25 protein-coding genes and 1 tRNA gene are annotated in these 25,689 nt (G+C 69.3%); 10 read left to right on the top strand and 16 right to left on the bottom strand.

The window, feature by feature from the left end:
* Nucleotides 1-62: 62 nt before the first annotated feature.
* On the bottom strand, nt 63-2,051 hold the full coding sequence (locus PQI66_RS02780) for a thioredoxin domain-containing protein (RefSeq protein ID WP_339995823.1): 1,989 nt from the start codon (nt 2,049-2,051) through the stop codon (nt 63-65).
* 85 nt (nt 2,052-2,136) lie between these two features.
* Between PQI66_RS02780 and PQI66_RS02775 the strand changes: the two genes are divergently transcribed.
* Genes PQI66_RS02775 through PQI66_RS02765 form a run of 3 tightly spaced genes read left to right on the top strand, consistent with a single transcriptional unit; the run spans nt 2,137 to nt 5,740 of the window.
* Nucleotides 2,137-3,546 (top strand): FAD-binding oxidoreductase, encoded by a 1,410-nt coding sequence (locus tag PQI66_RS02775; RefSeq protein WP_339995822.1) that lies wholly within the window; start codon nt 2,137-2,139, stop codon nt 3,544-3,546.
* A complete protein-coding gene (locus PQI66_RS02770; RefSeq protein WP_339995821.1) occupies nt 3,543-4,937 on the top strand; it encodes an FAD-binding oxidoreductase in 1,395 nt (464 codons plus the stop codon). The genes PQI66_RS02775 and PQI66_RS02770 overlap by 4 nt, the downstream gene beginning before the upstream one ends.
* Nucleotides 4,934-5,740, top strand: coding sequence for a RecB family exonuclease (locus tag PQI66_RS02765; protein WP_339995820.1), 807 nt, complete (start codon nt 4,934-4,936; stop codon nt 5,738-5,740). The genes PQI66_RS02770 and PQI66_RS02765 overlap by 4 nt, the downstream gene beginning before the upstream one ends.
* Nucleotides 5,741-5,755: 15 nt before the next feature.
* Here the strand turns inward: PQI66_RS02765 and PQI66_RS02760 are convergent, their stop codons facing one another.
* The 6 genes from PQI66_RS02760 to PQI66_RS02735 form a co-directional block, all read right to left on the bottom strand.
* Nucleotides 5,756-6,685, bottom strand: a complete 930-nt coding sequence (locus tag PQI66_RS02760) for a Sir2 family NAD-dependent protein deacetylase (RefSeq protein ID WP_339995819.1) — start codon at nt 6,683-6,685, stop codon at nt 5,756-5,758.
* 9 nt (nt 6,686-6,694) lie between these two features.
* Nucleotides 6,695-7,483: a DUF1266 domain-containing protein gene (locus PQI66_RS02755; protein ID WP_339995818.1), complete on the bottom strand. Its 789-nt coding sequence runs from the start codon at nt 7,481-7,483 to the stop codon at nt 6,695-6,697.
* Nucleotides 7,484-7,597: 114 nt separating this feature from the next.
* Complete coding sequence (aspA, locus tag PQI66_RS02750) at nt 7,598-9,190, bottom strand: aspartate ammonia-lyase (RefSeq protein ID WP_339995816.1); 1,593 nt, start codon at nt 9,188-9,190, stop codon at nt 7,598-7,600.
* A 44-nt stretch (nt 9,191-9,234) separates the two neighbouring features.
* A complete protein-coding gene (gene hisG / locus PQI66_RS02745; RefSeq protein WP_339996013.1) occupies nt 9,235-10,080 on the bottom strand; it encodes an ATP phosphoribosyltransferase in 846 nt (281 codons plus the stop codon).
* A 64-nt stretch (nt 10,081-10,144) separates the two neighbouring features.
* Nucleotides 10,145-10,408, bottom strand: coding sequence for a phosphoribosyl-ATP diphosphatase (locus PQI66_RS02740; protein WP_339995814.1), 264 nt, complete (start codon nt 10,406-10,408; stop codon nt 10,145-10,147).
* Nucleotides 10,409-10,452: 44 nt separating this feature from the next.
* Entirely contained in the window at nt 10,453-11,196 is a 744-nt protein-coding gene (locus PQI66_RS02735) for an HAD family hydrolase (protein ID WP_339995813.1), read from the bottom strand.
* On the opposite strand from PQI66_RS02735, the gene PQI66_RS02730 reads away from it, so the two are divergent.
* Entirely contained in the window at nt 11,183-12,007 is an 825-nt protein-coding gene (locus PQI66_RS02730) for a thioesterase family protein (protein ID WP_339995811.1), read from the top strand. The two genes, PQI66_RS02735 and PQI66_RS02730, sit on opposite strands and share 14 nt — an antisense overlap.
* Here PQI66_RS02730 and PQI66_RS02725 read toward each other — a convergent pair.
* The 3 genes from PQI66_RS02725 to PQI66_RS02715 all read right to left on the bottom strand — a co-directional run bounded on the left by PQI66_RS02725 (nt 11,991) and on the right by PQI66_RS02715 (nt 14,573).
* On the bottom strand, nt 11,991-12,389 hold the full coding sequence (locus tag PQI66_RS02725) for a hypothetical protein (protein ID WP_339995810.1): 399 nt from the start codon (nt 12,387-12,389) through the stop codon (nt 11,991-11,993). The two genes, PQI66_RS02730 and PQI66_RS02725, sit on opposite strands and share 17 nt — an antisense overlap.
* Nucleotides 12,386-13,666, bottom strand: a complete 1,281-nt coding sequence (gene mshC / locus PQI66_RS02720; RefSeq protein WP_339995808.1) for a cysteine--1-D-myo-inosityl 2-amino-2-deoxy-alpha-D-glucopyranoside ligase — start codon at nt 13,664-13,666, stop codon at nt 12,386-12,388. The genes PQI66_RS02725 and mshC overlap by 4 nt, the downstream gene beginning before the upstream one ends.
* A 79-nt stretch (nt 13,667-13,745) precedes the next feature.
* Complete coding sequence (locus PQI66_RS02715) at nt 13,746-14,573, bottom strand: undecaprenyl-diphosphate phosphatase (protein WP_339996011.1); 828 nt, start codon at nt 14,571-14,573, stop codon at nt 13,746-13,748.
* A 141-nt stretch (nt 14,574-14,714) separates the two neighbouring features.
* Between PQI66_RS02715 and PQI66_RS02710 the strand changes: the two genes are divergently transcribed.
* Nucleotides 14,715-15,857, top strand: coding sequence for a hypothetical protein (locus PQI66_RS02710; protein WP_339995806.1), 1,143 nt, complete (start codon nt 14,715-14,717; stop codon nt 15,855-15,857).
* Nucleotides 15,858-15,861: 4 nt separating this feature from the next.
* Entirely contained in the window at nt 15,862-16,995 is a 1,134-nt protein-coding gene (locus PQI66_RS02705) for a quinone-dependent dihydroorotate dehydrogenase (RefSeq protein ID WP_339995805.1), read from the top strand.
* 25 nt (nt 16,996-17,020) lie between these two features.
* On the opposite strand, the gene PQI66_RS02700 is transcribed toward PQI66_RS02705, so the two are convergent.
* Nucleotides 17,021-17,578: a YbhB/YbcL family Raf kinase inhibitor-like protein gene (locus PQI66_RS02700; protein WP_339995803.1), complete on the bottom strand. Its 558-nt coding sequence runs from the start codon at nt 17,576-17,578 to the stop codon at nt 17,021-17,023.
* A gap of 238 nt (nt 17,579-17,816) precedes the next feature.
* Here PQI66_RS02700 and PQI66_RS02695 point away from each other — a divergent pair.
* The 3 genes from PQI66_RS02695 to PQI66_RS02685 all read left to right on the top strand — a co-directional run bounded on the left by PQI66_RS02695 (nt 17,817) and on the right by PQI66_RS02685 (nt 19,312).
* Nucleotides 17,817-17,905, top strand: a tRNA-Leu gene (locus PQI66_RS02695).
* 76 nt (nt 17,906-17,981) lie between these two features.
* On the top strand, nt 17,982-18,659 hold the full coding sequence (locus PQI66_RS02690) for a TVP38/TMEM64 family protein (RefSeq protein WP_339995801.1): 678 nt from the start codon (nt 17,982-17,984) through the stop codon (nt 18,657-18,659).
* Nucleotides 18,660-18,682: 23 nt separating this feature from the next.
* On the top strand, nt 18,683-19,312 hold the full coding sequence (locus tag PQI66_RS02685; RefSeq protein ID WP_339995799.1) for a DNA-binding protein: 630 nt from the start codon (nt 18,683-18,685) through the stop codon (nt 19,310-19,312).
* Here the strand turns inward: PQI66_RS02685 and PQI66_RS02680 are convergent.
* From PQI66_RS02680 to PQI66_RS02670, 3 genes are read right to left on the bottom strand one after another with little or no spacing between them, the layout of a single operon-like run.
* Nucleotides 19,209-20,429, bottom strand: a complete 1,221-nt coding sequence (locus PQI66_RS02680; protein ID WP_339995798.1) for an SPFH domain-containing protein — start codon at nt 20,427-20,429, stop codon at nt 19,209-19,211. The genes PQI66_RS02685 and PQI66_RS02680 overlap by 104 nt on opposite strands.
* 3 nt (nt 20,430-20,432) lie before the next feature.
* Nucleotides 20,433-20,870, bottom strand: a complete 438-nt coding sequence (locus tag PQI66_RS02675) for an NfeD family protein (protein WP_339995796.1) — start codon at nt 20,868-20,870, stop codon at nt 20,433-20,435.
* 17 nt (nt 20,871-20,887) lie between these two features.
* Complete coding sequence (locus PQI66_RS02670) at nt 20,888-21,754, bottom strand: DUF3097 domain-containing protein (RefSeq protein ID WP_339995794.1); 867 nt, start codon at nt 21,752-21,754, stop codon at nt 20,888-20,890.
* A 25-nt stretch (nt 21,755-21,779) separates the two neighbouring features.
* Here PQI66_RS02670 and PQI66_RS02665 point away from each other — a divergent pair, with 25 nt between their 5' ends.
* Nucleotides 21,780-22,643, top strand: a complete 864-nt coding sequence (locus PQI66_RS02665; RefSeq protein ID WP_339995793.1) for a hypothetical protein — start codon at nt 21,780-21,782, stop codon at nt 22,641-22,643.
* Between the two features lie 21 nt (nt 22,644-22,664).
* On the opposite strand, the gene PQI66_RS02660 is transcribed toward PQI66_RS02665, so the two are convergent.
* Together PQI66_RS02660 and PQI66_RS02655 are read right to left on the bottom strand one after the other, a co-directional pair.
* On the bottom strand, nt 22,665-24,524 hold the full coding sequence (locus PQI66_RS02660; RefSeq protein ID WP_339995791.1) for a DIP1281 family NlpC/P60 protein: 1,860 nt from the start codon (nt 24,522-24,524) through the stop codon (nt 22,665-22,667).
* 547 nt (nt 24,525-25,071) lie between these two features.
* Nucleotides 25,072-25,560, bottom strand: a complete 489-nt coding sequence (locus PQI66_RS02655; protein ID WP_339995789.1) for an Rv1476 family membrane protein — start codon at nt 25,558-25,560, stop codon at nt 25,072-25,074.
* Between the last annotated feature and the right edge of the window lie 129 nt (nt 25,561-25,689).

The following is a 25,689-nucleotide window of genomic DNA, read 5'->3' as shown; positions in this document are numbered from 1 at the left end:
GCAGTGGACCCGATCAGTGTAACGGCCGGTCGGCGCACACGCGCTCAGCGGGCTCGGAAGGCTCACAGGGCCGTGGGGACCCCGCAGACCCCCGCCCGGCACACCTGGACCACCGCTGTCCCGGGTGCGTCGCCGGTGCCGAGCATCCGGGCGCCCTGTTCGACGGGCAGGACCAGGCAGGACGTCCCCAGCGTCGAGCGCAGTGCCGAGACCTGCTCCGCGGACGCCCCGGAGACGGTGGCCTGGACGGGGCCGGCGAGGTGGCACTCCAGCGCACTCAGCCAGCCGCCGGCCTGCGCCAGATGCTGGTCGACGACGCCGGTGTGGGCGTCGAGGATCCGACGTGCCTCGGCCGACCAGCGGGCACCGAGGGCACGCAGGTCGGCGTCGTCGAGGGAGGTGGCCAGTGTGCCGGCCATGCTCAGAGCTTCCGCCAGCACCGACACCGCCGAGGGTGTCGCCCCGTCGTAGGGGTCCCGGGGGCGCACCCCGGTACCGGCGACAGACGTGGCGGCGTCGTACCAGGTGCCCGGGCCACGGTGGAAGGTGAGCTGGGTGTGGCGCACCAGTTCCGAGACCGCCGCCGGGACGTCCAGCCCGCCGCCGGTCTCGTCGGTCTCGCCGGTCTCGCCCCGGTGCTCCCACAGGCGGACGAGGGCGAGCAACAGCCAGGCGCAGTCCTCCAGTGTGCCTGGTGCCTGCGGGGAGCCGGTGCACCGCACCACCTCGACGATGCCGCCGTCGGCGTCGGTGGTCACCGCGTGACCCCACAGGGCGGTGGTGACCGCGGCCCCGGACCCCGGGTCCCCGGCCTCGGTGAGCGCGACCGCCGCCATGGCGTTCCACGCCGTGACGACCTTGCCGTCGACCGCGGGGCGGGGCCGGGACGAACGCGCCTGCCGTAGGGCGTCACGCAGCTCAGACGACAGCGGCAGGCCCTCGCGCCGGGTGAGGACGACACGTCCGTCCACGTCACCGTCACCGGACAGTCCCAGACCCTCCAGTTCACCGGGGGCCCAGGTGTAGGTGAATCCCTCGACGCGGGTGCCGTCGACGACGGTGTCGGCGTCGAGTCCGCTGGCCAGCAGCCCGGGCACACCGGTGCCCAACCCGTGGGTCAGGAACGACCGGGTGAGTCCGACGGCTTCAGCGACGAGCGCGTCGTCGGGCCGTCGGGCGCTGTAGGCGGCCAGGGCGCGCAGCAGCAGGGCGTTGTCGTACAGCGTCTTCTCGAAATGCGGGACCGTCCAGTTCTCGTCCACGCAGTAGCGGTGGAAGCCGCCCTCGACCGGGTCGACCAACCCGCCCTGCAGCAGCGCCGCCGTCGTGCGTCCCACGATGTCCAGCACCTGCGTCGAGGCGGTGTCGGAGTCCGTGCGCTCCGCCCACCGCACCAGGCCCAGCAGCGCCGCCGCCGGCGGGAACTTCGGGGCACCGCCGAATCCGCCGGTCGGGTGCTCGGAGGCCCGCATCTTCTGCACGATCCGTGTCGGCAGTTCCGCGGTGGCGTCCTGTGCGGCCCACGACGCTCCCGCACCGTCCTCCTCCCCACTGGCCTGGATCGCCTCGTTGAGCCGGGCGGTCAACTCGTCCACCCGGTCCCGTTCCTCCGTCCAGGTCCGCGCCACCGCCTCGAGGACCTGGCGGAACGACGGTCTGCCCTGCTTCGGGACCGGCGGGAAGTAGGTGTCGGCGAAGAACGGCCGCCCCTCGGTGTCCGTGACCACCGTCATCGGCCAGCCCCCCTGCCCACTCAGGGCGAGGGCGGCCTGCATGTAGTACGCGTCGACGTCCGGGTGCTGCTCCCGGTCGACCTTCACCGCCACCATGTTCCCGTTGATCAGCGCGGCGGTCTCCGCGTCGCTGAAGGACTCTGCGGCCATCACGTGGCACCAGTGACAGGTGGCGTAACCGATCGACACCAGGACGGGCACACCACGCTCCCGGGCCTCGGCGAAGGGTTCCGGGCCCCAGGGCTGCCAGTGCACCGGGTTGTCGGCGTGGGCCTGCAGGTACGGGGACGTCGATCCGGCGAGACGGTTGGAGTTCATGCCCACCACGGTAGCCGGAGGTGCCCGGCAACCACCGGTACGGCGCTGGCACGGCGCTGGGACGGCAGCGACTACAGTGGCGGCAATGACGTCCCCGACCTCCCCCACCGTCACCGGAATCGCCACACGACTGGGCCCGTTGTTGTCCGGGTCGGTGACTACCGACCCGGACGTGCTCACCGCCCACGCCACCGACCAGTCGCTCTACAGCCCGGTCGGGGCTCCTGCCGCGTTGATCCGGGCCACCACGGTGGAGGACGTCGTCGCCACCTTGCGTTTCGCCCACGACCACGGGATCCCGGTGGTCCCGCAGGGGGCCCGGTCGGGTATCTCCGGGGGCGCGAACGCCGTCGACGGCTGCCTCCTGCTGTCGGTGGCGTCGATGAACCGCGTGCTCGAGGTGGACGAGGCGAACATGACCGTCACCGTGGAGCCGGGGATCATCAACAAGGACCTCAAGGACGCCCTGCGCCCCCACCACCTCGCCTATCCACCGGACCCCGGCAGCGTGGCCATGTGCTCCATCGGCGGCAACATCGCCACCAACGCCGGCGGCATGTGCTGCGTGAAGTACGGCGTGACCCGCGAGTACGTCCGCGAGCTGACCGTTGTCCTGGCCGACGGGACGGTCACCCGGCTCGGACACCGCACCGTCAAGGGCGTGGCGGGCCTCGACCTGGCCGGCCTGGTCACCGGGTCCGAAGGCACCCTGGGGATCATCGTCGAGGCCACGCTCAAGGTCGTGCCCCTGGGGCCGGACCCGCTGAGCGCATTGGCGACCTTCCCCACGGTCCGGTCCGCCGCGGAAGCGGTCTCGGCCTACATGGCCACCGGAGCCACCCCCTCCCTGCTGGAGATGATGGACGCCGCCACCGTCGCCATGGTCAACGAGCTCGGCGACTTCGGTCTCGACACCGAGGTCGGCGCCGTGCTGATCATGCAGTCGGACTCGGTCACTGCGGCACAGGACACCGAAGCCTTCGCCCGGGTCGCCGAAACGCACGGCGCGGCGGACGTCGCCTTCGCCGACAACCCGGTCGACTCCGACCTCCTCGTCGCCGCCCGGCGCTGTGCCCAACCCGCCTGGGAGCACTACGCCCGGGCGCACGGGGGCGGCCAGCTCCTCGACGACGTGTGCGTCCCCCGCTCCCGTATCGCCGAGTTCTGTGACCGGGTGGCCGAGATCAGCGACGACACCGGCGCGCTGGTCACCGTCATCGGCCACGCCGGCGACGGCAACATGCACCCCTCGGTCTTCTTCGACACCGCTGACCGTGACTCCGTGACAGCCGCCCAGGACGCCTTCGACCGCATCATGGCCCTCGGGCTGGAACTCGGGGGCACGATCACCGGCGAGCACGGTGTCGGCAACCTCAAGAACCGTTGGCTGGCCAGCGAACTCGACGAGGGTAGCCGGCGCCTGCACCGCGAGATCAAGAACGCCGTCGACCCCACCGGGGTCCTCAACCCCGGAAAGATGCTGGAGCACCTGTGACACGCGTCCCCGACACCCTGACCGCGTTGGCTGCCCGACTCCAGGGCACGCTGAGCACCGACCCCGACGTCGTCGCCTCCTGTTCCACCGATGAATCCGTCCACCCCGGCACCGGCGACGCCCTCGCCGTGGTGCGCGCCGGGTGTGTGGAGGACGTCGCTCTGACTGTGCGCTTCGCCCACCACCACGGGATCCCGGTGGTCCCGCAGGGGGCCCGCTCCGGACTGTCGGGTGGAGCCTGCGCCGAGTCCGGCTGCATCCTGCTCTCGGTGGCGTCGATGAACCGGGTCCTGGACATCGACGAGGCGAACATGACGGTCACCGTGGAGCCGGGGATCATCAACAAGGACCTCAAGGACACGCTGCGTCCCCACGGACTGGCGTACCCACCGGACCCTGGTTCCGTGGCGATATCGTCGATCGGCGGCAACATCGCCACCAACGCCGGCGGCATGTGCTGTGTGAAGTACGGCGTCACCCGCAGGTACGTCCGCGAGCTCACCGTCGTGCTTGCTGACGGCACGGTGACCCGGCTGGGACAACGCACCGTCAAGGGGGTCGCCGGACTCGACCTGGTGTCGCTGTTCACCGGCTCCGAGGGAACGCTGGGCATCATCGTGGAGGCCACGCTGACGGTCATCCCCCTGGGACCCGACCCCCTCACCGCACTGGCGACGTTCCCGACGGTCGGCAGCGCCGTGGAGGCCGTCGCCGCCTACATGGCGACCGGGGCGTCCCCCTCCATGCTGGAGATGATGGACGGGATGACCATCGGCCTGCTCGCCGGGATTGGCGACTTCGGACTCGACGCCACCGTCGGTGCCGTGCTGATCATGCAGTCCGACGCCGCCACCGCCGCGCAGGACACCGCGGCCTTCGCCCGTGTTGCCGAGGCACACGGCGCAGTGGACGTCGCGTTCGCCGACAATGCCGTGGACTCCGAGCTCCTGGTGGCCGCCCGACGCTCGGTGCAGATCGCCAACGAACGGTATGCCGCCGCCCATGGCGGTGGCCAGATGATCGACGACGTGTGTGTCCCGCGCAGCCGTCTGGCCGACTTCTGCGCCGGTGTCGAGGCGATCCGGGACGACACCGGGACCACCGTCGCCCTCGTCGCCCACGCCGGTGACGGCAACGTCCACCCGTCGGTCTTCTACGATCTCGCCGACGAGGACTCCGTGGCCGCAGGAACCGAGGCGTTCGACCGCATCATGCGGCTCGGACTTGAACTCGGGGGTACGATCACCGGCGAACACGGTGTCGGTGCGCTGAAGTCGGCGTGGCTTCCGCGGGAACTTGATGAGGCGAACCGCCGCCTGCACCGCAGAATCAAGGATGCCGTCGACCCGACCGCCGTCCTCAACCCCGGAAAGATGTTGGAGGCCCTGTGACCCGCCGTCCCCTCGCCCTGTCACCCTCGCGTGTCGGTGACTACCGGCAGTGTCCGCTGCTCTACCGCCTGCGGGCGATCGACCGGCTGCCGGAGCCCAGTACCGTCGCGCAGGTCAAGGGCACCCTGGTGCACGCGGTCCTGGAGGACCTGCACGGCCTGCCGCGGGAGGAGCGCACCTACCCCGCCGCGGTGAAGATGCTCACCCCGCACTGGACGGCGATGAAGGACGCGGACGCGCAGCTTGAGGAGCTGGTGCCCGCCGAATCGACGACGGACTTCCTCGTCGAGGCCCGGTCCCTGGTCAAGGGCTACTTCGCGATGGAGAACCCCTCCGGTTTCGACGCGGAGTCGGTGGAGAAGTTCGTGGACACCACCCTGCCCAACGGGGTACCCGTCCGGGGGTTCATCGACCGGGTGGATGTCGCCCCCACTGGCCAGGTCCGCGTGGTCGACTACAAGACCGGGAAGAAGCCCATCCCCCGGTTCTCCGAGCAGGCGGTGTTCCAGATGCGCTTCTACGCCCTTGTCTGGTGGCGCCTGTTCGACCACATTCCCGAGCAGCTGCGCCTGATGTACCTCAAGGTCCGCGACGACATGGTGCTCTCCCCCACCCCGGCGGAGCTGAACTACGTCGAGCGCGACCTCGGTGAGATCTGGACGGCGATCGGCCGGGACGCCCGCAGCGGCGACTTCGCCCCGAAGACCTCGAAGCTGTGCGGCTGGTGCTCCTTCCAGGCGTTGTGTCCCGCCTTCAACGGCACACCGCCGGACTACCCCGGTGTGCCGGAGGAGTTCGCCTGAGTGGAGGCCCCGGGGTCAGGAGATCCCCAGGGTGTCGATGAGGTCGAGGAACGCCGGGGCGACGGGCGTGCGCCACACGACCCCGGCCTTGGGGTCGGCCCGCCCGGGCCCGCCGTTGATCACGGCGACGGGCTTGCCCTGCTTCCGTGCGTCAAGCACCAGACGGTAGCCGCTCATCACCGCCAGGGATGATCCGACGACCAACAGACTGGAGGCCTCCGCCAGCATCCGGGTGGCCTGCCGTTTGCGTTCCTGCGGCACCGGTTCGCCGAAGTAGACCACGTCGGGCTTGAGCAGCACCGAGCCACATCGCTCGCACCCGACCATGGAGAACCTGCGGACGTGGTCGTTGCCGAGGGTGACATCGCCGTCCGGGTTGACCAGGGACGGGTCCAGGGCGATGCTCTCCAGGTAACCGGGGTTGTGGGCCACCAGGCGGGCGTCGAGCGCGGCCCGGTCCTCACGGTGCCCGCAGTGCAGGCAGATCACCCGGGAGAGGTCACCGTGCAGGGAGAGCAGGTTCCGGGTGCCGGCGTCGGCGTGGAGACCGTCGACATTCTGGGTGACCACCCCGGTGACGAGCCCGGCCTGCTCGAGTTCGGCGAGCGCGTAGTGCGTGAGGTTCGGCCGCGCCGCGGCCATGTGCCGCCAGCCTACGAAGGAGCGGGCCCAGTAGCGGTGTGAGGCTTCAGGATCGTGCCGAAACTCTTGGTAGGTCATGGGGCGGTGCCGGGTCAGTGAGCCGGACGGGCCGCGGTAGTCCGGGACACCGGAGTCCGTGGACACACCGGCCCCGGTGACCGCCAGCGCCGGTGCCTGCAGGAGCTGACCGGCGACCAGGGACAGTGCGACGTCCGGCGCGGTCGGGGTGGTCGTCTCCGAGACCACACGGGCGATGGAGCGCAGCGCGGACCGGTGGGCCGGAGTGACGGGATCAGGGAGCACCCCCTCAGGCTACGCCCGCAGTTCCAGCCGGTACCACGGCGAGTCGGGGTGGTTGAGGACCACGGCAACGTCGCGGACGAAGTATAGACAGGAGTCGTCCAGTCGACCGTCGGCGACCGCGCGCCCCACTACGGCGCCGTCGGCGTAGTCCTGCCAGGTGGTGTAGGTCGACTGCGCCAGACCGAGGGCGTCGGACAGCATGCCGGAACACCGGTCCTCCGTGATCAGCCCGCCACCGTGGGCCAGCCACAGCAGATGGACGGCGACGGAGATGTCCCAGGCCGTGGTGTCCACCGGCGGAGTCTCCGGCAGCGCCAGGGCCGCCTCGTCCTGGAGGAACGGGATGATCAGGTGGTGGTGGGCAGGATCGACCGGTCCGAGCACCGTATGGGCGGCGGGACGGTCGGCCACGGGGGTGTCGCACAGTGACTGCAGGGCCGGAAGGTACTGGCGGTAGTCCGCGTCGCCGGCGTCCCGGAGCCGGTCGGCGGCCGTCCGGAGGACGTCCTGCGCGGTCCGGATGCCGAACACCCGGGCCAGGTGGTGGCGGTGGACCTCGCCAGGATCGACGACGAAGAGTTTCTGGAACCCCTCATTCGGGGGGTGTGCTTCCGGCGGGCCGTTGACCGTCCGTCCGTCGGTCAGCCCGTGCGGCAGGCCCAGTGCCCAGCTACGGGAGGAGCCTTCGCTCCGGTCGGGGTCCCAGGTCAACCGGAGTCCCCGTCCGGACGGGGGAAGCTGCTGCAGGAGAGAGCGGTAGGTGGTGGCAGTCGTGGTGTTGTCTGCAGGGTAGGTCACACCGACAATGTTAGCTACATGAACTAACTGGTGTGGGAGGTCGTCGTCTCCTCCCCTCGTCCGGGGACACCCGGGGAACACCCCCGGTGTCCGCTAGGGACCCGCCGGGGCCCGTCAGGACTCGACGTACAGCTTTCCTCGCCACACCGGGTGCAGCAGGTTCTCCTTGCTGAGCACCTGGTCGACGGTCTCGGCGTCCAGCAGACCGCGCTCGAGCACGACCTCACGCACCGACTTGCCCGTCCGCGCGCACTCCTTGCCGACGAGGTCGCCGTTGTGGTGGCCGATCAGCGGATTGAGGTAGGTCACGATGCCGATGGAGTGGTCCACGTAGGACCGGCAGACGTCCTCGTTGGCCGTGATCCCCACGACACACAGCGTACGCAGGGTGGTGCAGGCCCGCGCCAGCAGACGGATCGACTCGAACAGGGACTGGGCGATCACCGGCTCCATCACGTTGAGCTGCAGCTGGCCGGCCTCGGCCGCCATCGAGATCGTGACATCGTTGCCGAAGACCTTGAAGCAGATCTGGTTGACGACCTCCGGGATCACCGGGTTCACCTTCGCCGGCATGATCGAGGAACCGGCCTGGCGTTCCGGCAGGTTGATCTCGTTGAGGCCCGCGCGCGGGCCTGAGGAGAGCAGCCGCAGGTCGTTGCAGATCTTCGACAGCTTCATCGCCACCCGCTTGACCACCGAACTGGCGTTGACGTAGGCGCCGGTGTCGCTGGTGGCCTCCAACAGGTCGTTGGCGGCGAGCACCTTGAGGTCGGTGACCTCCCGCAACGCCGCGATGACCTGCTGCTGGTAGCCGGACGGGGCGTTGACTCCCGTGCCGATCGCCGTTCCCCCGAGGTTGACCTCGAGCATGAAGTCGGCGGCGCGGGTGAGCTGCGACTGCTCCTCGGAGAGGTTCTGGGCGAAGGCGGTGAGCTCGTCCCCGAGGCTCACCGGCACCGCGTCCTGCAGCTGGGTGCGGCCCATGGTGATGACGTCGCGGAACTCGTCGCCCTTGTTGGAGAACGCCCGCTCCAGTGCGCTGAGGTGCCGGATCAGGTCCTGGAAGGCGGTGTGGATGCCCAGCCGGAAGCCCGTGGGGTAGGCGTCGTTGGTCGACTGGCTCATGTTGACGTCGTCATTGGGGTTGATGACGTGGTAGCTGCCCTTGGGCTCCCCCAGGTACTCCAGGGCGAGGTTGGCGACGACCTCGTTGACGTTCATGTTCGTCGACGTGCCCGCACCACCCTGGTACACGTCGATCGGGAACTGGTCCATGCACCGGTGGTCCAGCAGGATCCGGTCACACGCCCAGACGATGGCCTCCGCCTTCTCCCGCGGAAGGGCGTGCAGGCGCTGGTTGGCGATCGCCGCGGCCTTCTTCACCTGCACCATGCCCCGGATGAACTCGGGGAGCTGGTTCAGCGTGGTCCGGGAGATCTGGAAGTTGTCCACCGCGCGCAGGGCGTGGATCCCGTAGTAGGCGTGCTCAGGGACCTCCATCGTGCCCAGCAGGTCTTCCTCGGTACGGAAGCTGTCGGCGGCGTGTGCGCTGAGTGAGTGGGTCTCGGCCGCCGTGATCAGCTGGGTCGACGAGGTGACGGGCGTGGACCTCGGCCGGGATGCGGGCTGGGACGCGGGCTGGGACCCGGCCTGGGACGCGGCCTGGGCTTCAGGTTGGGGTTCGGGCCGGAACTCGGGAACGGTCATGGGGTGTGGACCTTTCGTGGTGGAAGGGGCGACGTGTGGTGTGGTCAGATCCGTGCGATGCGGATGTCGCTGGCGAGGATGGCTTCGGCGCCGAGCGCCGAGAGGTTGTCCATCAGGGTGTTGGCGTCCTTGCGGGGAACCATCGCGCGCACGGCGACCCAGTTGTCCTGGGCCAGCGGGGACACCGTCGGCGCCGAGAGGCCGGGGGTGACGGCGGCGGCGCTGTCGAGGATGTCCCGGGAGCAGTTGTAGTCCAGCATCACGTAGTTCCGGGCGTGGAGGATGCCTTCAATGCGCTTGAGCAGGACCTGCTGGCGCTCGTCGACGGAGGCGCCCCGGCGTCCCACGACCACCGCGGTCGAGCTGATCACCGGGTCGCCGAACGGACGCAGTCCCTGCTGGCGCAGGGTCCGACCGGTGGAGACGACGTCGGCGATCGCGTCGGCCACGCCCAGCCGGATCGAGATCTCCACGGCACCGTCCAGGCGGACGACGGTGGCGTCGATCCCCCGGGACGTCAGGTCGCGCCGGACCAGGTTCGGGTAGGACGTGGCGATGCGCCGTCCCTCGAGCTTCTCGACGCTCCACTCCTCGTCGGCGGGGGCGGCGTACCGGAAGGTGGAGTCGCCGAAGCCGAGCTCCAGCAGTTCCTCGGTCTCCTCGCGGGTGTCTGCGGCGAGGTCACGTCCGGTGATGCCCATGTCCAGGTGCCCACTGGCCACGTAGATCGCGATGTCCTTCGGGCGCAGGAAGTAGAACTCCACGCCGTTGTCGGCGTCGACGACGGTCAGTGACTTGGAGTCCCCGCGTCCGGGGTACCCGGCCTCGGAGAGGATCTCGGTGGCGGTCTCCGACAGTGAGCCCTTGTTCGGTACAGCGACCCGCAGCAGCTCGGCCGGGGTGTCGACGACGGAGGACACGGGGGATGATGCGGACTGTGTCACGGCGGGCACCTCAGAGGAACTTGTAGACGTCGGACGGGGTGAGGCCGCGGCCGACCATGACGACCTGCAGCCAGTAGAGCAGCTGGGAGATCTCCTCGGAGAGTTCGTCGTCGGACTGGTACTCCGCGGCGAGCCAGACTTCGCCGGCCTCCTCGACGATCTTCTTGCCCTGGAAATGCACCCCGGCGTCGAGCGCCTCCACGGTGCCGGAGCCGGCGGGACGATCCGCGGCACGCTGGGACAGTTCCTCAAACAGGGAGTCGAAGTTCTTCACGGCACTCATTCTGTCACATCCGGCACACCGGCGCGGGGACGCGGTCACCCTACACGGCTGCGTCCCAGCTGTTCCCAGAATGCACGCAGATCGGACAGTCCGAGGCCGCTGAGGTCAGTGCGCCCGTCCCGCAGCGACGACACCGGGACAGCACCCTCGGGAACCGCTGCTCCGTCGGCCGGGAGCCCGACCACCCGGCACCCTGCGGCCACCGCGGCACGCATGCCGTTGGTGGAGTCCTCGAACACCAGGCAGTCGTCCGGAGCGACGTCCAGGCGACGCGCGGCGGTGAGGTAGGACATCGGATCGGGCTTACCGGCGGACACCTCGTCGCCGCAGACGGAGCCGACGAAGAAGTTCCCGCCGACGGTCTCGAGCGCCTGGTCGGTCAGCGACCGGAAGGTGTTGGTCACCACCATCATCGGCAGCTGCGCGTCGCGGCCCTCACTGAGCAGCCCGTGGACGCCGGGAAGCAGGTCGAGTCCCTGGGCGAACAGGACGGACACCCGGGCGTAGAGCCAGGAGATCCACCGGTCCACCTCGTCGTCGGTGGGCTCCAGCCCGGCCCAGCGGGCACACCGGCGCACCGTGCCGTCGGCGGTCCCCCCGACCGTCTCGGCACGGACCGCCGGGGTGAGCTCGCGTCCCATGGCCGCGGCCATGGCGTAGGTCGCCTCGCCCCACCGTGGCTCCGTGTCGATGAGCGTGCCGTCCATGTCCCAGAGAATCGCCTTCATCCCTGCCATCTTGCCCGCCCGGATAGAATCCGACACCATGAGCTTCGTCACCGCCCCCGACACCGACGCCTACTTCCTGCAGGGAGCCACCTTCACCGACGACACCGGGACAGTGTGGACCGACTTCACGGCCACACGGCACACCGTGAGTCCGTGGGGGCCGGACCTGCAGCACGGCGCTCCCCCGTCAGCCCTGGTCACCCACGTGCTCGAACAGTCCGTCCCGGAGGGCGGACGCCTGGTCAGGGTGACGACCGAGCTCCTCGGCGCCGTGCCCGTCGACCGGCTCCGCGCCACGGCGCGGGTGGTGCGCCCCGGGCGTCGGATCTCCTATCTCGAGGCTGTGGTCACCGACAGCGCCGGACGGGAGGTGGTGCGCGGGAGCGGCTGGTGGATCCGGTCCACCGACACCCGCGAGCTGGAGAACCCGGACGTCCCCAGCGCCTCAGACCTGGTGCCCTGGGAACAGTGCACCGAGGCGGAGACCTTCCTCACCGCATGGAAGAGCCCGTACATCGACACCCTCGAGACCCGGGCCGCCGAGCGGCAGCTCTGGGTACGCAGCACGGTACCGGTGGTCGCCGGCGCGGAGGACACCCCGTGGACGCGGCTGATGTCGGTGGCCGACGTCGCCAACGGGATCGACCGAGTGCTCGACCCCGCGCAGTGGCTGTTCATGAACACCGACCTCACCGTCGCCCTGCACCGCCTGCCGGACGGGCCGTGGACGGCGGTGCGGGCGGAGGCCAACGTCGGTCCCGACGGTGTCGGGCTCACCGTCGGGCGTCTCTACGACCGTCGGGGGCCGGTGGGAACCACCACGCAGTCACTGCTGGTGCAGGAACTCACTCCTGTTCGATGATGCGGTCCAGGTCGTCGAGGACCTGCCCGGCGTCCGCCCCGACCTCCTCGCACAGGACGGTGACCAGGGTCCGGAAGTCCGAGATCTCCTCGTCCTCGTAGACGGCGCCGGCATGACGGTCGCTCAGGGCGCGCAGGGCGTCGTGGGCGGAGATCACCTGCAGGACGACCTCCCCGGACGGGTCGGCGCGCACCCCCGCCACCAGCCGGTGGAGGATTTCGGCGGCTTCGTCCACGACGGACGCGGGGAACGGCGCCTCCCAGAACTCGCGGTCCTCCTCGCGGAGGTAGCTTCCGGTCGCCATCGAGGTGAGGTTCTCGAGGAAGTCGTGTCGGGCGGCGTCGGTCGCCGCGGCGAAGGACCTGTCGTCGGAGGCGCTCACAGTGCCACCCCCAGCAGGGCGGCGCACAGGGTGCGCAGCGTGGCACCGGCCGATGTCCCGGGGTCGACGACGGCCTCCGTCCCCGCTCCGACAGTGCCCACGTCCCGGCACCAGGCGTCGATCAGGTCCAGGGCGGTCGGGGTGTCCAGGTCGTCGGCCAGCGCGGCACGCACCCCGGCGACGAGTCCGGTGGCGCGGTCGGCGGGGAGTCGTTGCGCTGCGTCGGCGGCCCGACGCCACCGTGACAGCCTCTCCTCGGCCCGCTGGAGGACCGCGTCAGACCAGTCGCGGTCGCGACGGTAGTGGTCCTCGTAGAGTCCCAGCCGGATCGCGGACGGGTCGTGGCCCTCGGCGGACAACCGGGACACGAACACCAGGTTCCCCAGGGACTTGCTCATCTTCGTGCCGTCCAGCCCGATCATGCCGGTGTGCACGTAGTGCCCGGCCATCCGGTCGACGCCGTGTGCCGCCTCGGCATGGGCGGCGGAGAACTCGTGGTGCGGGAAGCGTAGGTCACTGCCGCCGCCCTGGATCGCGAACGACGACCCCAACCGGTTGGTCGCGATCGCCGAACACTCGACGTGCCAGCCGGGGCGTCCCGGACCGAAGGGCGACTCCCAGGCGGGTTCACCGTCCCGGTGGGCACGCCACACCAGGGCGTCCATCGGGTGCCGTTTGCCGGGGCGCTCCGGGTCACCGCCGCGCTCGGCGAAGAATCCCGCCATGGTTTCCTCGTCGTAGCGGGACTCGTAGCCGAACTGGTCGGTGAAGGTGTAGTCGACGTAGATGTCCGGGTACTCGTCGTCCATCCGGTAGGCGGCACCGGCGGACAGGAGTCGGTCGACCATGTCGATGACTTCGTCGACCGACTCCATCGCACCGATGTAGTCGCGTGGGGGGAGGACCGAGAGGGTCTCCATGTCGGACCGGAAGAGGTCGATCTGACCGGTCCCGAGGTCGCGCCAGTCCACCCCGTCGCGCTCGGCGCGTTCGAACAGTGGATCGTCGACGTCGGTGATGTTCTGCACGTAGTGCACGCCGTGGCCGTTGTCGATCAGCTGGCGGATCGCCAGGTCGAAGGTGACGTAGGTGGCGGCGTGGCCGAGGTGGGTGGAGTCGTAGGGGGTGATCCCGCAGACGTAGACCCCCACCTCCCCTGCGTCGGTGAGAAGGCCGGTGTCGACCGGGAGGACACGGTCGGCGGCGGTGTCGTGGAGTGTGAGGGCGACACCGTCGCCCGGGAGGACGGGGATGTCAGGGGTGGGCCATGAACGCATGGGCCCTGATTCTAGTCACCGCGGCCGGCCATCCGCCCCACCGGCCCGTCCCACGGTGCGTCCCCGACCGGGTCATCGATCAGGCGTTGATGACGCCGGTCGCCAGCAGCACGAGCACAGCCACACCGACCGGGATACGCCACAGCGCGAACCAGGCGAAGGAGTGGTTGGCCACGAACTTCAGCAGCCAGGCGATCGAGATGTAGCCCAGGACGAAGGCGATCGACGTGCCGACGAGCAGCTGCACACCACTGGCGGCCTGTCCGGCGGCCGGGGCGAAGGCGTCGGGCAGGCTGAACAGGCCCGACGCCAGGACGGCGGGAATGGCGAGCAGGAAGGAGAACCGGGTCGCGACCTCGCGGTCCAGGTTGAGGAACAGACCTGCCGACACCGTGGCGCCCGAGCGGGAGACACCCGGCACCAGTGCGAGGCACTGGGCGAAGCCCATCAGCACGGCGTCCTTCATGGTGAGTTTCTCGTAGGTGCGCCGGTGGGTGCCGACCTTCTCGGCCCAGATGAACACGAACGAGAACAGGATCAGCACGATCGCCGTGATCCAGAGGTTACGCAGGTTGTCGCGGATGAGGTCCTTCGCCAGGAAACCGATCAGCCCGACCGGAATGGTGGCGACGATGACCATCCAGCCCATCCGGTAGTTGAGGTTGTCGCGCTTCGTCCGGTCGAAGACACCGGCGAACCAGGCCGACAGGATGATCCAGATGTCCTTGGCGAAGAACACCAGGACCGCCAACTCCGTACCCAGCTGGACCACCGCCGTGAAGGACGCGCCGGCGTCCTCCCCCCACACCAGTTGGGAGACGATGCGCATGTGTCCGGAGGACGAGACCGGGAGGAACTCGGTGAGTCCCTGGACGATCGACAGGATGATGGTCTGCATCCACCCCATGTCGGTGGTGGTGACGGCGTCGCCAGCGGATGCGGCGAGATGTGAGGAGAGCTCCATGGCAGAAGAGCGTACCCTGCGGCGGCGGCCGCCTCACGTCGGGCGGGGGCGGTGTCCTGCACCCGGTGTAGTAGCGTGAACGGCGTGAGAAGCCTGGTGAACCGGCCCCGGACGTGGCCGAAGAAGAGCATGGCGGCGACGGTGGCTCTACCGGCTGCCGTGGCGCTGACACTGTCCGGATGTGCCGAGCAGATGTACGGAACCGACGGTGACGACGGGGAGGGCGGGGACGGCGAGACCATCGTCGGCGTCGCCGCCGAGCCGGTGGACTCGCCCGGGGGGGCGGACACCTCCGATGCGACGGGGACGCTGGACGACGGAGACGAACTGCTGGGTCTGGTACGCGCCGGGGTCGGCGACGCGGTCTCGGAAGACTCCCCCGCCCCCGTGGCCGCCCTGCAGCAGGGCCGGCTGAGCATCGGCCCGCTCGCCGATGTCGCCGCAGGACGGGCCGACACCGTCGACGTCGACGACGACTGCACCACGGTCACCGGAGCCGTGGACGGTGTCGTCCTCGGGTGCGGGACGACCGTACGCGTCCTCGACGCCGACGGGCAGGAACAGCGTCGGATCGACGCCCCGGGCGAGGTGACCTCGGCGGCCGTCCATCCCGACGGCGCGGTGGCCCTGACCGTCGAGTCCGACAGTGACGTGCACTGGTTCTCCGCCGACGGCGGGGACGAGGGCACCGAGGACGTGACAGCCACCGGCAGTGCCATGCAGTTGGTCGGCAACACCCGCAACGGTGGGGACGACGGTCCCCAGTGGCGTGCCGCGCTCATCGACGCCGCGCAGACCAGCGTGACCGACCTCGACCTCGTCGACCGGGCCCGGGTCGCGGCCCTGCGCATCGGTCAGGGTGTCGGCACGGTGTCGGCGGGGACGAAGGCGGACGGGGTCCTGGTGGCTTCCGACGCACGCCGAAACCAGGCGCTGGTCTACACCGTCACCGACGTGATCAGGCACACCCAGTCCGTCCCCACCGGCGAGGGGGCGTGGGCGGTGCTGTGGGACTCCGACCGTGAGGTGATGTGGGTCTCCACCACCGGTGACAGTCAGCTGACCGGCTATGAGCTGTCCAGTGGAACTCCCGTCGAGATCGGTCGGGTGGCCACCGCCCCTGATGTCCGGCACATCATCGACGACGGCAGCGGTGACCTGCTGCTGGTCACCGCGGACGGCACCCGCGAAGTGATCTCCTCCGGCGACCTGCCCCGAAAGGACTGACCCCATGACCTCCACGACCTCCACCACGTCCACGAGTGGCTTCCGCCGTGCCCGGGGTGTCGTCTACGACGCATCCCTGACAGTACTGTTCCGCCTGCGCGCCGAGCGTATCCACGGACTGATGTCGCGTGCCCTCGCCGCCGCCGCTAGCTCGGCGTCCGCCCGGGCGGCATTGCGTCGCAGCTTCGTCGTCACCGATCCGGTGCTCGCGCAGACGGTCGCCGGTGTGCGCTTCCCCCGTCCCCTCGGGTTGGCCGCCGGATTCGACAAGAACGCCACGGAGGTCGACGTATGGGGTCCCCTCGGATTCGGGTCGTCCGAGGTCGGTACCGTCACGGCCGTGCGGCAGCCGGGCAACCCCACTCCCCGCCTGTTCCGGCTGCCCGCCGACCGGGCACTGCTCAACCGCATGGGGTTCAACAACGAGGGCGCCCAGGCGGCGGCGAACCGGCTGCGGACCCGGGTCGAGTCCGAGCCGGTGGGCGTCAACCTCGGAAAGACGAAGACCACCCCGGCCGACCGGGCACCGGCCGACTACTTCGAGTCCGCGCGTGCCGTCGACGACGTCGCCGACTACCTGGTCATCAACGTGTCGTCGCCGAACACCCCGGGCCTGCGCGACCTGCAGGCCGTGGAAAGTCTGCGTCCCATCGTCGATGCCGTCCGGCGGGCCAGCGACCGGCCCCTCTTCGTGAAGATCGCCCCGGACCTCTCCGACGCCGACGTCGACGCGGTGACTGACCTGGCCCTGGAGCTGGAGCTCACCGGACTCATCGCGACGAACACGACGGTCAGCAGGGACGACCTCCGGACACCGGCCTCTGAAGTGACGGCGTTGGGGGCGGGAGGGATCTCCGGGGCACCGGTGGCCACACGGTCACTGGAGGTGCTGCGCCGGATCAGGTCGCGTGCCGGTGACCGGTTGACGCTCATCGGTGTCGGCGGGATCGAGACCGCCGAACAGGCCTGGGAGCGGATCGGTGCCGGGGCGACGCTGCTGCAGGGCTACACGGGGTTCATCTACGGCGGCCCGGACTGGATCCGGGACATCCACCAGGGGCTGGCCGGGCAGGTCCGCCGCCACGGGCTGACGAACCTCGCTGAGGCCGTGGGTGCCGAACTCCCCTGGGAAGACTGAGGAGCACCGGGGACGCCGGGAAAACTCAGTTCTCGGCCCAGCCCCACAGCAACCCGCGGGCGGTGGCGGTGAAGTTGAGGTTGAAGCCGAGGATGGTCGGCGTCGACCGGTCGTTGATGTCCAGGAACTGCGGGACAGCATGGACGGCGAAGATGTAGCGGTGCGGGCCGTGGCCGGCGGGGGGTTCGGCACCGTAGTACCCGCGACTCCCTGAATCGCCGCGCAGGGCGACGGCACCGTCCGGGAGGCCTGCGAGTTCGGCGTCGCCGGTGCCCGCGTCCAGCGAGGTGACGGACGCCGGAATGTTGTACACCGACCAGTGCCAGAATCCCGATGTCGTCGGTGCATCCGGGTCGTAGCACGACACCGCGTAGGACACGGTGCCCTCCGGGCCCTCCGACCACGACAGCTGCGGGGAGGTGTCCTGTCCGCCGAGCTGTGCGGACGGGAGCCGGTCGCCGTCGGAGAAGTCGGCACTGGTGACGCTCAAGGGGGGAAGGTCAGTCAACGGCGCGTAGGGGTCGGCGGCCGGGAACCGGTCGTCGAGGTACGTGGGCTGATGGTGTCGGGTGGAATCATTCATGGCCCCAGTATGCCGTAGGACCGTCTGACCTGCCGAAACTAGTTGTGTCGATATATACAGCTGCCGCCCCCGTGGGGGTCAGTTCCCGGCCTCGTGGTGGTGCGCCGTTGCCTGTGCCGGCGAATGACGGGATGACCAGCCTATTTGTCAGTGATCGGGCGAATGGCTATAGTTACCGGAGTGCGACGGACACCGGGTTGGGAAAACAACCGTAACCGTGTTCGGCGTCCGCATCCATGTCCGGGTGGCGGAATGGCAGACGCGCTAGCTTGAGGTGCTAGTGTCCTATTAACGGACGTGGGGGTTCAAGTCCCCCTCCGGACACCACGAAAGAGACCTACTTCGGTGGGTCTCTTTTTTCGTCTGCCGGCCCCCGGGGTGGGGCCGGGAAAGGGTGTGTCCGGTGAGCAGAGATCTCCGACTGTCGATCGGCGCACTCGTCGGTCTCGGTGTCCTCGTCGTCCTGGCCACCGTCCTACTCCCCTCCCCGGACATCGCGACGATCAGGGCGACGGTCCAGGGCAGCGGCCCCCTGGCCTGGGCAACCTTCCTGGCGCTGATGGTGACTGCCACCCAGTTGCCGGTCCCCCGCACCGTCTGGACCGTCGCTGCAGGTGTCCTGTTCGGGCCGGGTGCGGGGAGCGTCATCGCCCTCAGCGGCATGGCGCTGTCGGTGACCCTCTCGCTGACCCTCCTGCGCTGGCTCGGCGGACCGGCGGTGCGCCGAGCGGAACGCGCGCCGAAGTTCCGGGCCCTGCAGGCCGTCCTCGAGGACCGTGGGTGGGTCGCGGTGCTCGGCCTCCGGATGATCCCGGTCATCCCCTTCAGTCTGCTGAACTACGCCTGCGGCCTCAGCCGCATTCCCCTGCTTCCGTGTGTGGCGGCGACCGTCGTCGGATCGGCGCCGCTCACCGTGGCGGTCGTCGCCTCCTCGGACGCCCTGGTCAGCGGCGGTGAGCCCTGGTTTCCGGCGGTCAGTGTCCTGCTCGCGGCCGTGGGTCTGGTGCTGACCGCCCGTGAAGGGGCCCGCATGCGGGCGGCGCTGTCGGACGGACAGGCCCCGGTCAAGCCCTCACCGTAGACGGACGCTGTAGGATGGCCGACATGTATTCCGTCCACGCCCTCTACCGCGGCACGTCACTACGACGGGCCGACTACGTCCGTCAGGTCTCCGACGCGCTCGGGAACGCACACAACGTCGTGGAGGTCCGGGGCCGGGGGCCGGAGGAGTTCGTGGTGCTGGCTGATGACGCGGACAGTGCGGCGGGAGTGGTGATGAACCTCATCCAGGCCGGTGACTTCGCCATCGGCATCGGCGCCGTCGTCGGCGACCCTGGTACCGGTCAGGCTGACGGGGCGCTGCGGGACCATCTCGCCAGCGCCGCGGCCAGGGCCGTCCAGGGCGCGCGGCGTGCCGGTGTCATCCAGGCGAGAGTCGAGCTCCCCGGTCCCGGAGGAGTGCAGGCCTCCGGTGCCGGCGCGGACGTGGCCGGGGACATCGCCGCCGCGTTCACGCTGGTGTCCCATGTGCTGAGCCGCCGCACCGCCGAGGGGCGGGAGGCGACGGCTCTGGTCCGGCAGGGCCACCTCCAGAGTGAGGCGGCCGAGCTGGTGGGGATCTCGAAGCAGGCTATGTCTCAGCGTCTGGCTGCTGCGGGGTGGCAGGCTGAGCAGGCGGGGTGGCTCCTTGCGGTGCATATGTTGGCCAGGACGGAGACTCTTTCTCCGGCGTGACGGGTGCCGGTTCGGCCGGGTCATCGACCGACCTGTTGGCCACCGCGTTCGCCTCCGCCACCGCCTTGGCGATCTCGGGTGCGGATTCGGTGTTGAACCAGTCTTCGGAGGTGGTTTCGTTGGCGACGTCCCGCAGGGCGTCGTCCACCGGGACCGGTTCATACCGGAAGGTGCCGTCGTCGTCCTTGTTCGCGAATGCCTTGGCGAACTGCTCGAGGGAGTCACCGAACTGCATCGGCAGCATCCACAGCTTGTTCGCGTCGCCCTGGGCCATCTCGGGCAGCTTCTCCAGGTACTGGTAGGACAGCACCTCCGGGGTGACCTGGGACGACTTGATGGCCGCGGTGACTTTCTGGATGGCCTTCGCCTGGCCCTGTGCCTCGAGGTACTTCGCGGCGCGTTCACCTTCGGCCAGCAGCATCCGCGCCTGCCGTTCCGCCTCGGCGGAGAGGATCTGGGCGTGCTTGTCGCCCTCCGCGCCGAGGATGCGGGCCTGCTTCTTGCCCTCGGCGGTCTTGATGTCGGATTCGCGCTGACCTTCCGCGGTGAGGATCATCGCCCGCTTCTCACGGTCGGCCTTCATCTGCATCTCCATCGACTGCTGGATCGACGGCGGCGGATCGATCGCCTTGAGCTCCACGCGGCTGATCCGCAGTCCCCACCGGGTGGTGGCGGCGTCCAGCTCCCCACGCAGCCGACGGTTGATGACGTCGCGCGAGGTGAGTGTCTCCTCGAGCGTCATGCCACCGACCACGTCACGCAGCGTGGCGACGGAGATCTGCTCGACACCGATGATGTAGTCGTTGACCCCGTAGATGGCGCGTGCGGCGTCGTTGATCTGGAACGTCACCACGATGTCGATGGCGACGGTCAGGTTGTCCTGGGTGATCACGGCCTGCGGGGGAAACGAGACGACCTGTTCACGGGTGTCGACCCGGTCACGCACCCGGTCGATGAACGGGACGAGGATCGTCAGGCCGCCGGAGACGGTCCTGGTGTACCGGCCGAGTCGTTCGATGACGGCGGCCTCACCCTGCGGGATCAGCGCCACGGACTTGAACAGTGCGACCGCCACAAGGACGAGGAGGACGATGAGCAGGATGCTCAGTAACCCCATGGTTCACACTCCCTTCCACACCACCGCGGTGGTGCCCTCGATGGAGACGACCTGCACACGGTCCCCTTCAGCGAATGATGTTCCGGGGTGTGCCGCCCGGGCCGACCAGATGTCGCCGGCGATGCTCACCTGTCCGGACGAGCTGTCGGAGGTGACCTCGCTGAGCACCTCCGCCGACTGGCCTTCGAGTTCTCTGGAGGTGAACTCGCGGATCTCGCCCTGCGCGATGTAGCGGCGGCGCAGCACCGGACGCAACAGCAGCAGGGAGGCGGCGGAGGTGAGTCCGAAGACCCCGACCTCGGCCCACACCGGTATACCGATCGCCGAGACTCCGGCCGTGGTGAGGGCGGCGACCGCAAGCATCAGCAACGTGAAGTCCATGATGAGGAACTCGCCGACCGCGAGGACGGCCGCTGCAATCAACCAGATAATCGGGCCCATGGCCGCAGGGTATCAGTTCAGGGAAGATCGGGTTCCGTGACGAAGTCGACCAGCCGCTCGACGGCGCCGATGAGCGTGGCGTCCAGGTCCCGGAACGTCTTCACCTTCGAGTAGACGTGGCGCCACCCGTCGGTCGGCGTGCCCCACCCCAGGCGCCGGCACACACCGGTCTTCCAGTCTTCACCGTAGGGAACCGTCGGCCACTCCCTGATACCGACGGTCGCCGGCTTCACCGCCTCCCAGATGTCGATGTAGGGGTGCCCGGTCACCATGACGTCCGGCCCGAGGCCCCGGGTGAGCCGGGACTCCTTCGAGCCCTCGACGAGGTGGTCGGCGAGGACGCCGACCCGGCGGCCCGGGCCGGGACGGAAGTCCTCGAGCATCGACGGGAGGTTGTCGAGCCCCTCGATGAACTCCACCACGACCCCCTCGACACGTAGGTCATGCCCCCAGACCTGTTCGACGATGGCCGCGTCGTGCAGGCCTTCCACCCAGATCCGTGACGGGGCGGCGACCTTGGCGCGGACGTCCTGGACCCGCCGGGATCCCGAGTTCGAGCGCTGCAGCGCCTGCGGCGTGTCAGAGGCCGCGACATAGCGGGTCAGGGTGACCGGCCGGCCGTCGATGAGGAACCCTCCCGGGCGCATCTTGAACAGACGGTCGCGCCCGTGCCGGTCCTCGAGCCGGACGAACTCCCCGTCGTAGGTCTTCTCGAAGCCGATCACCGCACCGACCCAGCCTCCGTCGGCGACCTCGACGACGGTGCCTGGTTTGGCAGGTACCTCGGGTGTGTCCCGGTGGCGGGCGGACCCTGCCGGGCCCGGTGTGCGGGAGGACGCGGACCCTCCGAGAATGTCACGGCCGTACCTGTCGTTGAAGCTCATGGACACCGACTCTAGGCTAGGTGCAATGTCCTCCAGAAACCCCGCCGGTGACACCACCGGCACGATGAGGGGCACCCCGTTGCGTGAGCAGCTGTGGTCCCCGGTGCAGAACACCACCGTCTGGCTGGGATGGTGGCTTCACGGACTGGTCTCCGCCGACGACGTCATCGACTCCTTCCAGGACGTCCAGGGGCCCGCACACACCCTGCTGGTCGATCCGGGCGGCGACGACCCCTTCGACGGGCGGTTCACCGACCGGCCGACCGGACTCGTCGACCTGTTGCATGCGGTACGGGAGGTGACCCGGGACCTGCCTGTCGAGATCTCGTCCCGTCCCCTGGTCAGCCTGGTGCTGGCCGGCCCCGGGGATCCTCCGGCGCTTCCGGCGGGATCGCGTGGGACGACGGCGGTCGCGCAGGCGGGGGCCGGTATCGCCGTCGCCGACGGGGACCCGGAGGTCACGCACGTCGTGGTGCCGGTGGTCGTGGACACCTCCCTGGTGCAGTGGGTCTGGTACCGCTGTGTCGGGCGGGTCCGGGCCGGTGTGTTCTACGGTCCGGGCGACGCGGACGCCATGCTCCGTGACGCCACCGACACCGCGGCCACCCTGGTGGAACAGTCGGGGAACGCGCGTGTCCGGCACTCCTCCCCCCGTCTGGCCGTCGGTGCGCTCACCGACTTCTTCGGCCTTCCGGGTCTTCCGGCCGGTGTGGCACCGCGGGCGGAGAAGCTCATGGCCCGGGCGGACGTCGTGGCCTCGGTCATCGAGGTCACCAGGTCCACGGACCAGGGAGCGGCGTTGGATCCGCACCTGCTTCCGTTGGCGTCGGCGGTACGGACAGCGAGAATCACCGCAGTCGACCACGCGATGCGTGAACTCCTGCGGTGATTCCTCGGGCGACGGTGCAGCCTACTCGATCATGCGCACTGCCATCGGTTCGATCCCGTCCCACCGGACCGGGGAGACCTTGACGACGTCGCCGGACTGAGGGGCTTCGAGCATCGTCCCGTCACCGAGGTAGAGCGCCACATGGGAGCTTCCTCCCACTCCCCAGAACAGCATGTCGCCGCGCTGGGCGTCGCCGACGGGGATCTGCGTCCCGGAGGTGTACTGGTAGCCGGAGTACTTCTCCAGCTGGATTCCGACGGCGGCGAAGGAGTAGACCATCAGGCCGGAGCAGTCGAAGCCGACCTTGGTGTAGTCACCGTGGGAATCGGCGACTCCGCCGTCCCTCACCCCGAGCGTGGGACCGTCCTGGTTGCCGCCGCCCCAGGCGTAGGTCACGCCAAGCTGACCCATGCCACGGTCGATGACCCGCTCGATCTGCTCCTCGCGGGTCCCGGAGGCGTCCGGCTGGGCCGGCTGCTCGCCACCCGGGTTCTGCGTCGGGAGGCCGGGCTCGCCGCCTCCCTGCCCCTCCGGGAGATTCCCGTAGGCGTCGGCTGCGGCGTTGCGACCGGCCGTGGCGGCAGCCTCGAAGGCCCCGTCGGGGTTCCCCTGGAGGTGGGAGTTGATTCCGGCGAACGCCGCCTGGCCGGCCGCGTCGATCAATCCGTCGATGGCCGCCTGCCGACGCGCGTCGCCGTCCGAGCTTCCCTCGAAGCTTCCGGGGATCGCGTCCAGCTCGGGGACCTCGGATCCGCCGGTCTCCGAGCCCGGGACCTCAGGTGCGACGTCTCCGTCGGCATTCTCAGCGGGGGCTGCGGTGTCGGCCTGGGGGGCGGTGTCGACCGCCGTGCCGGCGTCGCTGCCGTCGGTGAGGTCGCTCCCCTCGGTGTGATCGTCACCGATACTGCCGTCGGTCTCCCCCGTGCCGTCGTCGGGCAGCGACGATGCTGCGGGTGCGTCCGGGCCGACGGTTTCATCCTTTGTGGCGACCACACCGCCGGTGTTGTCGGCGGTGGTGGCACCGGATGTGGTGCTCTCGTCGGCCGCCTCGACGCGGTCCGCGGCCGCCTCAGCGGCCCGTCGCTTGTCGAAGGAGCTGACACCGGCATTCGCCGACACCCGGTCGACCGCCTTCTTCGCCGCGGACAACCGGTCCTTGGCCTCGGAGAGGGTGTTCCTGACCCGGTCGAGCTCGGCGGACTTTTCGGCGATCGACGACTGTGCGTCGGTGAAGGCCTGTTCGGCTGCGCGGTGAGCCTCCCGTGCCTTCGTGACGAGCCCGTCGGCGTCGTCCCGGGACACCCGGAGGGAGGACTCCTCGTTGGCGGCCTGTGTGCGTGCCAGGTCGAGCCGGTCGATGTCGGCCTGCTGCTTGTCGGCGGCAAGGCGCATGTAGGTGGCGCGGTCGATGGTGTCGGCCGTCGCGTCGGACCCGGAGGCCAGGACGACCGGAGCAGCGTCCCCACCCCGCGTGTAGGCGGACCGTGCGATCTCGTCGAGTGTGGACTGGGCCTCCTGCACAGCCGAGTCCGAGTCGTCGAGACGGCCACGCGCCTCGGTGACGTTGTCCTGGGCTTCCTGGGCGGCCCGCTGGCTACGGTCGACGTCGACACGGGCCTTGTTCACGGACTCGCGGAGACCGCCGAGTTCAAGCTCCAGGGAGGAGACCTCGCCCTCGGTCGTGGACACGGTACCGACCAGTTCGGCGAGGTAAGCCTCGGCGGACTGGTCGGAGGAACTCGAGGTGTCGTCGGAGGGGGCCGCGACCGCGGTCGCCGCGGGGACGGTGAGTCCTGCGGCCACCGCGAAGGACAGCAGTGCCCGAGTGGACCGGACGGTCGACCTGCGGGCTGTGCCGCGGGCGTTCAGTCGAAGTGCCACGGTGAGTCTCTCCTTGAATGGCGTACCGGGTCATAAAGGTCAAGCCGTCGTCCTTGACGATATCCCGATACGGCCGCCTGTCCACCGCGCTTCCCCGCGAGGTGGTCCAGGGCCCGATGTCCGGGTTCCGGCGGGCCGGTTGATCACCGCCGGAAATGTCACGAACAGGTCTCGTTCCGATATCGGATCGTTACCAAATGACGACAACTGAACCGTAAGACACTCGCGACACATGCGAAACCCGGACCCCACTAATCACATAAGAATCAGGAAGAACACTTGTCACGCCGAATGCCTTGACCTGCGAGGGAGACAGGCCTATGTCATTTTGTGATCTTCGTCACAATGATGGCCGAATCGGCGTGTCCGATTGCGATGATGTCCCGAGGTTAACTCAAAGTCTGAACCTTGACTTGAGCATGGACAAGCGCACTGGCTTGACCTTGGGGAGATTCCGGTCCAGTGCCCCCAGTTGTGACGGCATGCGTGCGCGAGCCGGACGTTATGGGATGAGTGCCAGTGGGGCGGTCGGAGGTGACGCGATACGTCAGTGGGTGCTGCGGTACGTGAGTCGCGCGAACACGGCGGCCAGGGTGACGGTGAGGAGGATGCCCACGGTCACCGCCACGGTAAGAACGGTGAAGTCCGGTCGGGAGTCGGCGGCGTCGGCGAGGAAAGTCACGACGTCGCCCGGTGCTGTCGACCCGTGGAGCGTCCCCTGGTTGGATTCGATCTGGAACCGCGACATCTCGTCGCTGACCACCTGCGTGTTGTGTGGTGCCCGGACGATGACGGTCGGCGCCCCTTCGTTGCCGTCGGTCTGGGTTGAGTCCTTGACGGTCTGGGCGAGGTTCCGCAGGCCCGTCCCCTCTGCCGATGTGCCGTCGAGGATCACCACGTCGACGCCGTCGGCGGCGAGGTCCCGGTACTCCGCGGCCTCTGCCGGGGTCAGGACGTCGTGCGCCTGCGAGGCGGAGAACCCGTCCTCGGCGATGTCGTCAAGGACCGCCTGAAGGTCGATGTTCTCGAAATCCACGGGTGGCTCTTTTCCATGACGGGGACGGGAGTTGTTATCTGGCTGTATAGATTTCTAGCACCCGAGTGGGGTGTTCGGGGGTGGCGACACGCGGGGCGGCGGGGTCGAGAACCACGGCATCCTGCAGTT

It is taken from the genome of Corynebacterium sp. USCH3, assembly GCF_037619475.1.
Lineage (GTDB): Bacteria > Actinomycetota > Actinomycetes > Mycobacteriales > Mycobacteriaceae > Corynebacterium.
Note: the sequence above shows the minus strand (reverse complement) of the source record. Positions and strands in the feature narration are given on the sequence as shown.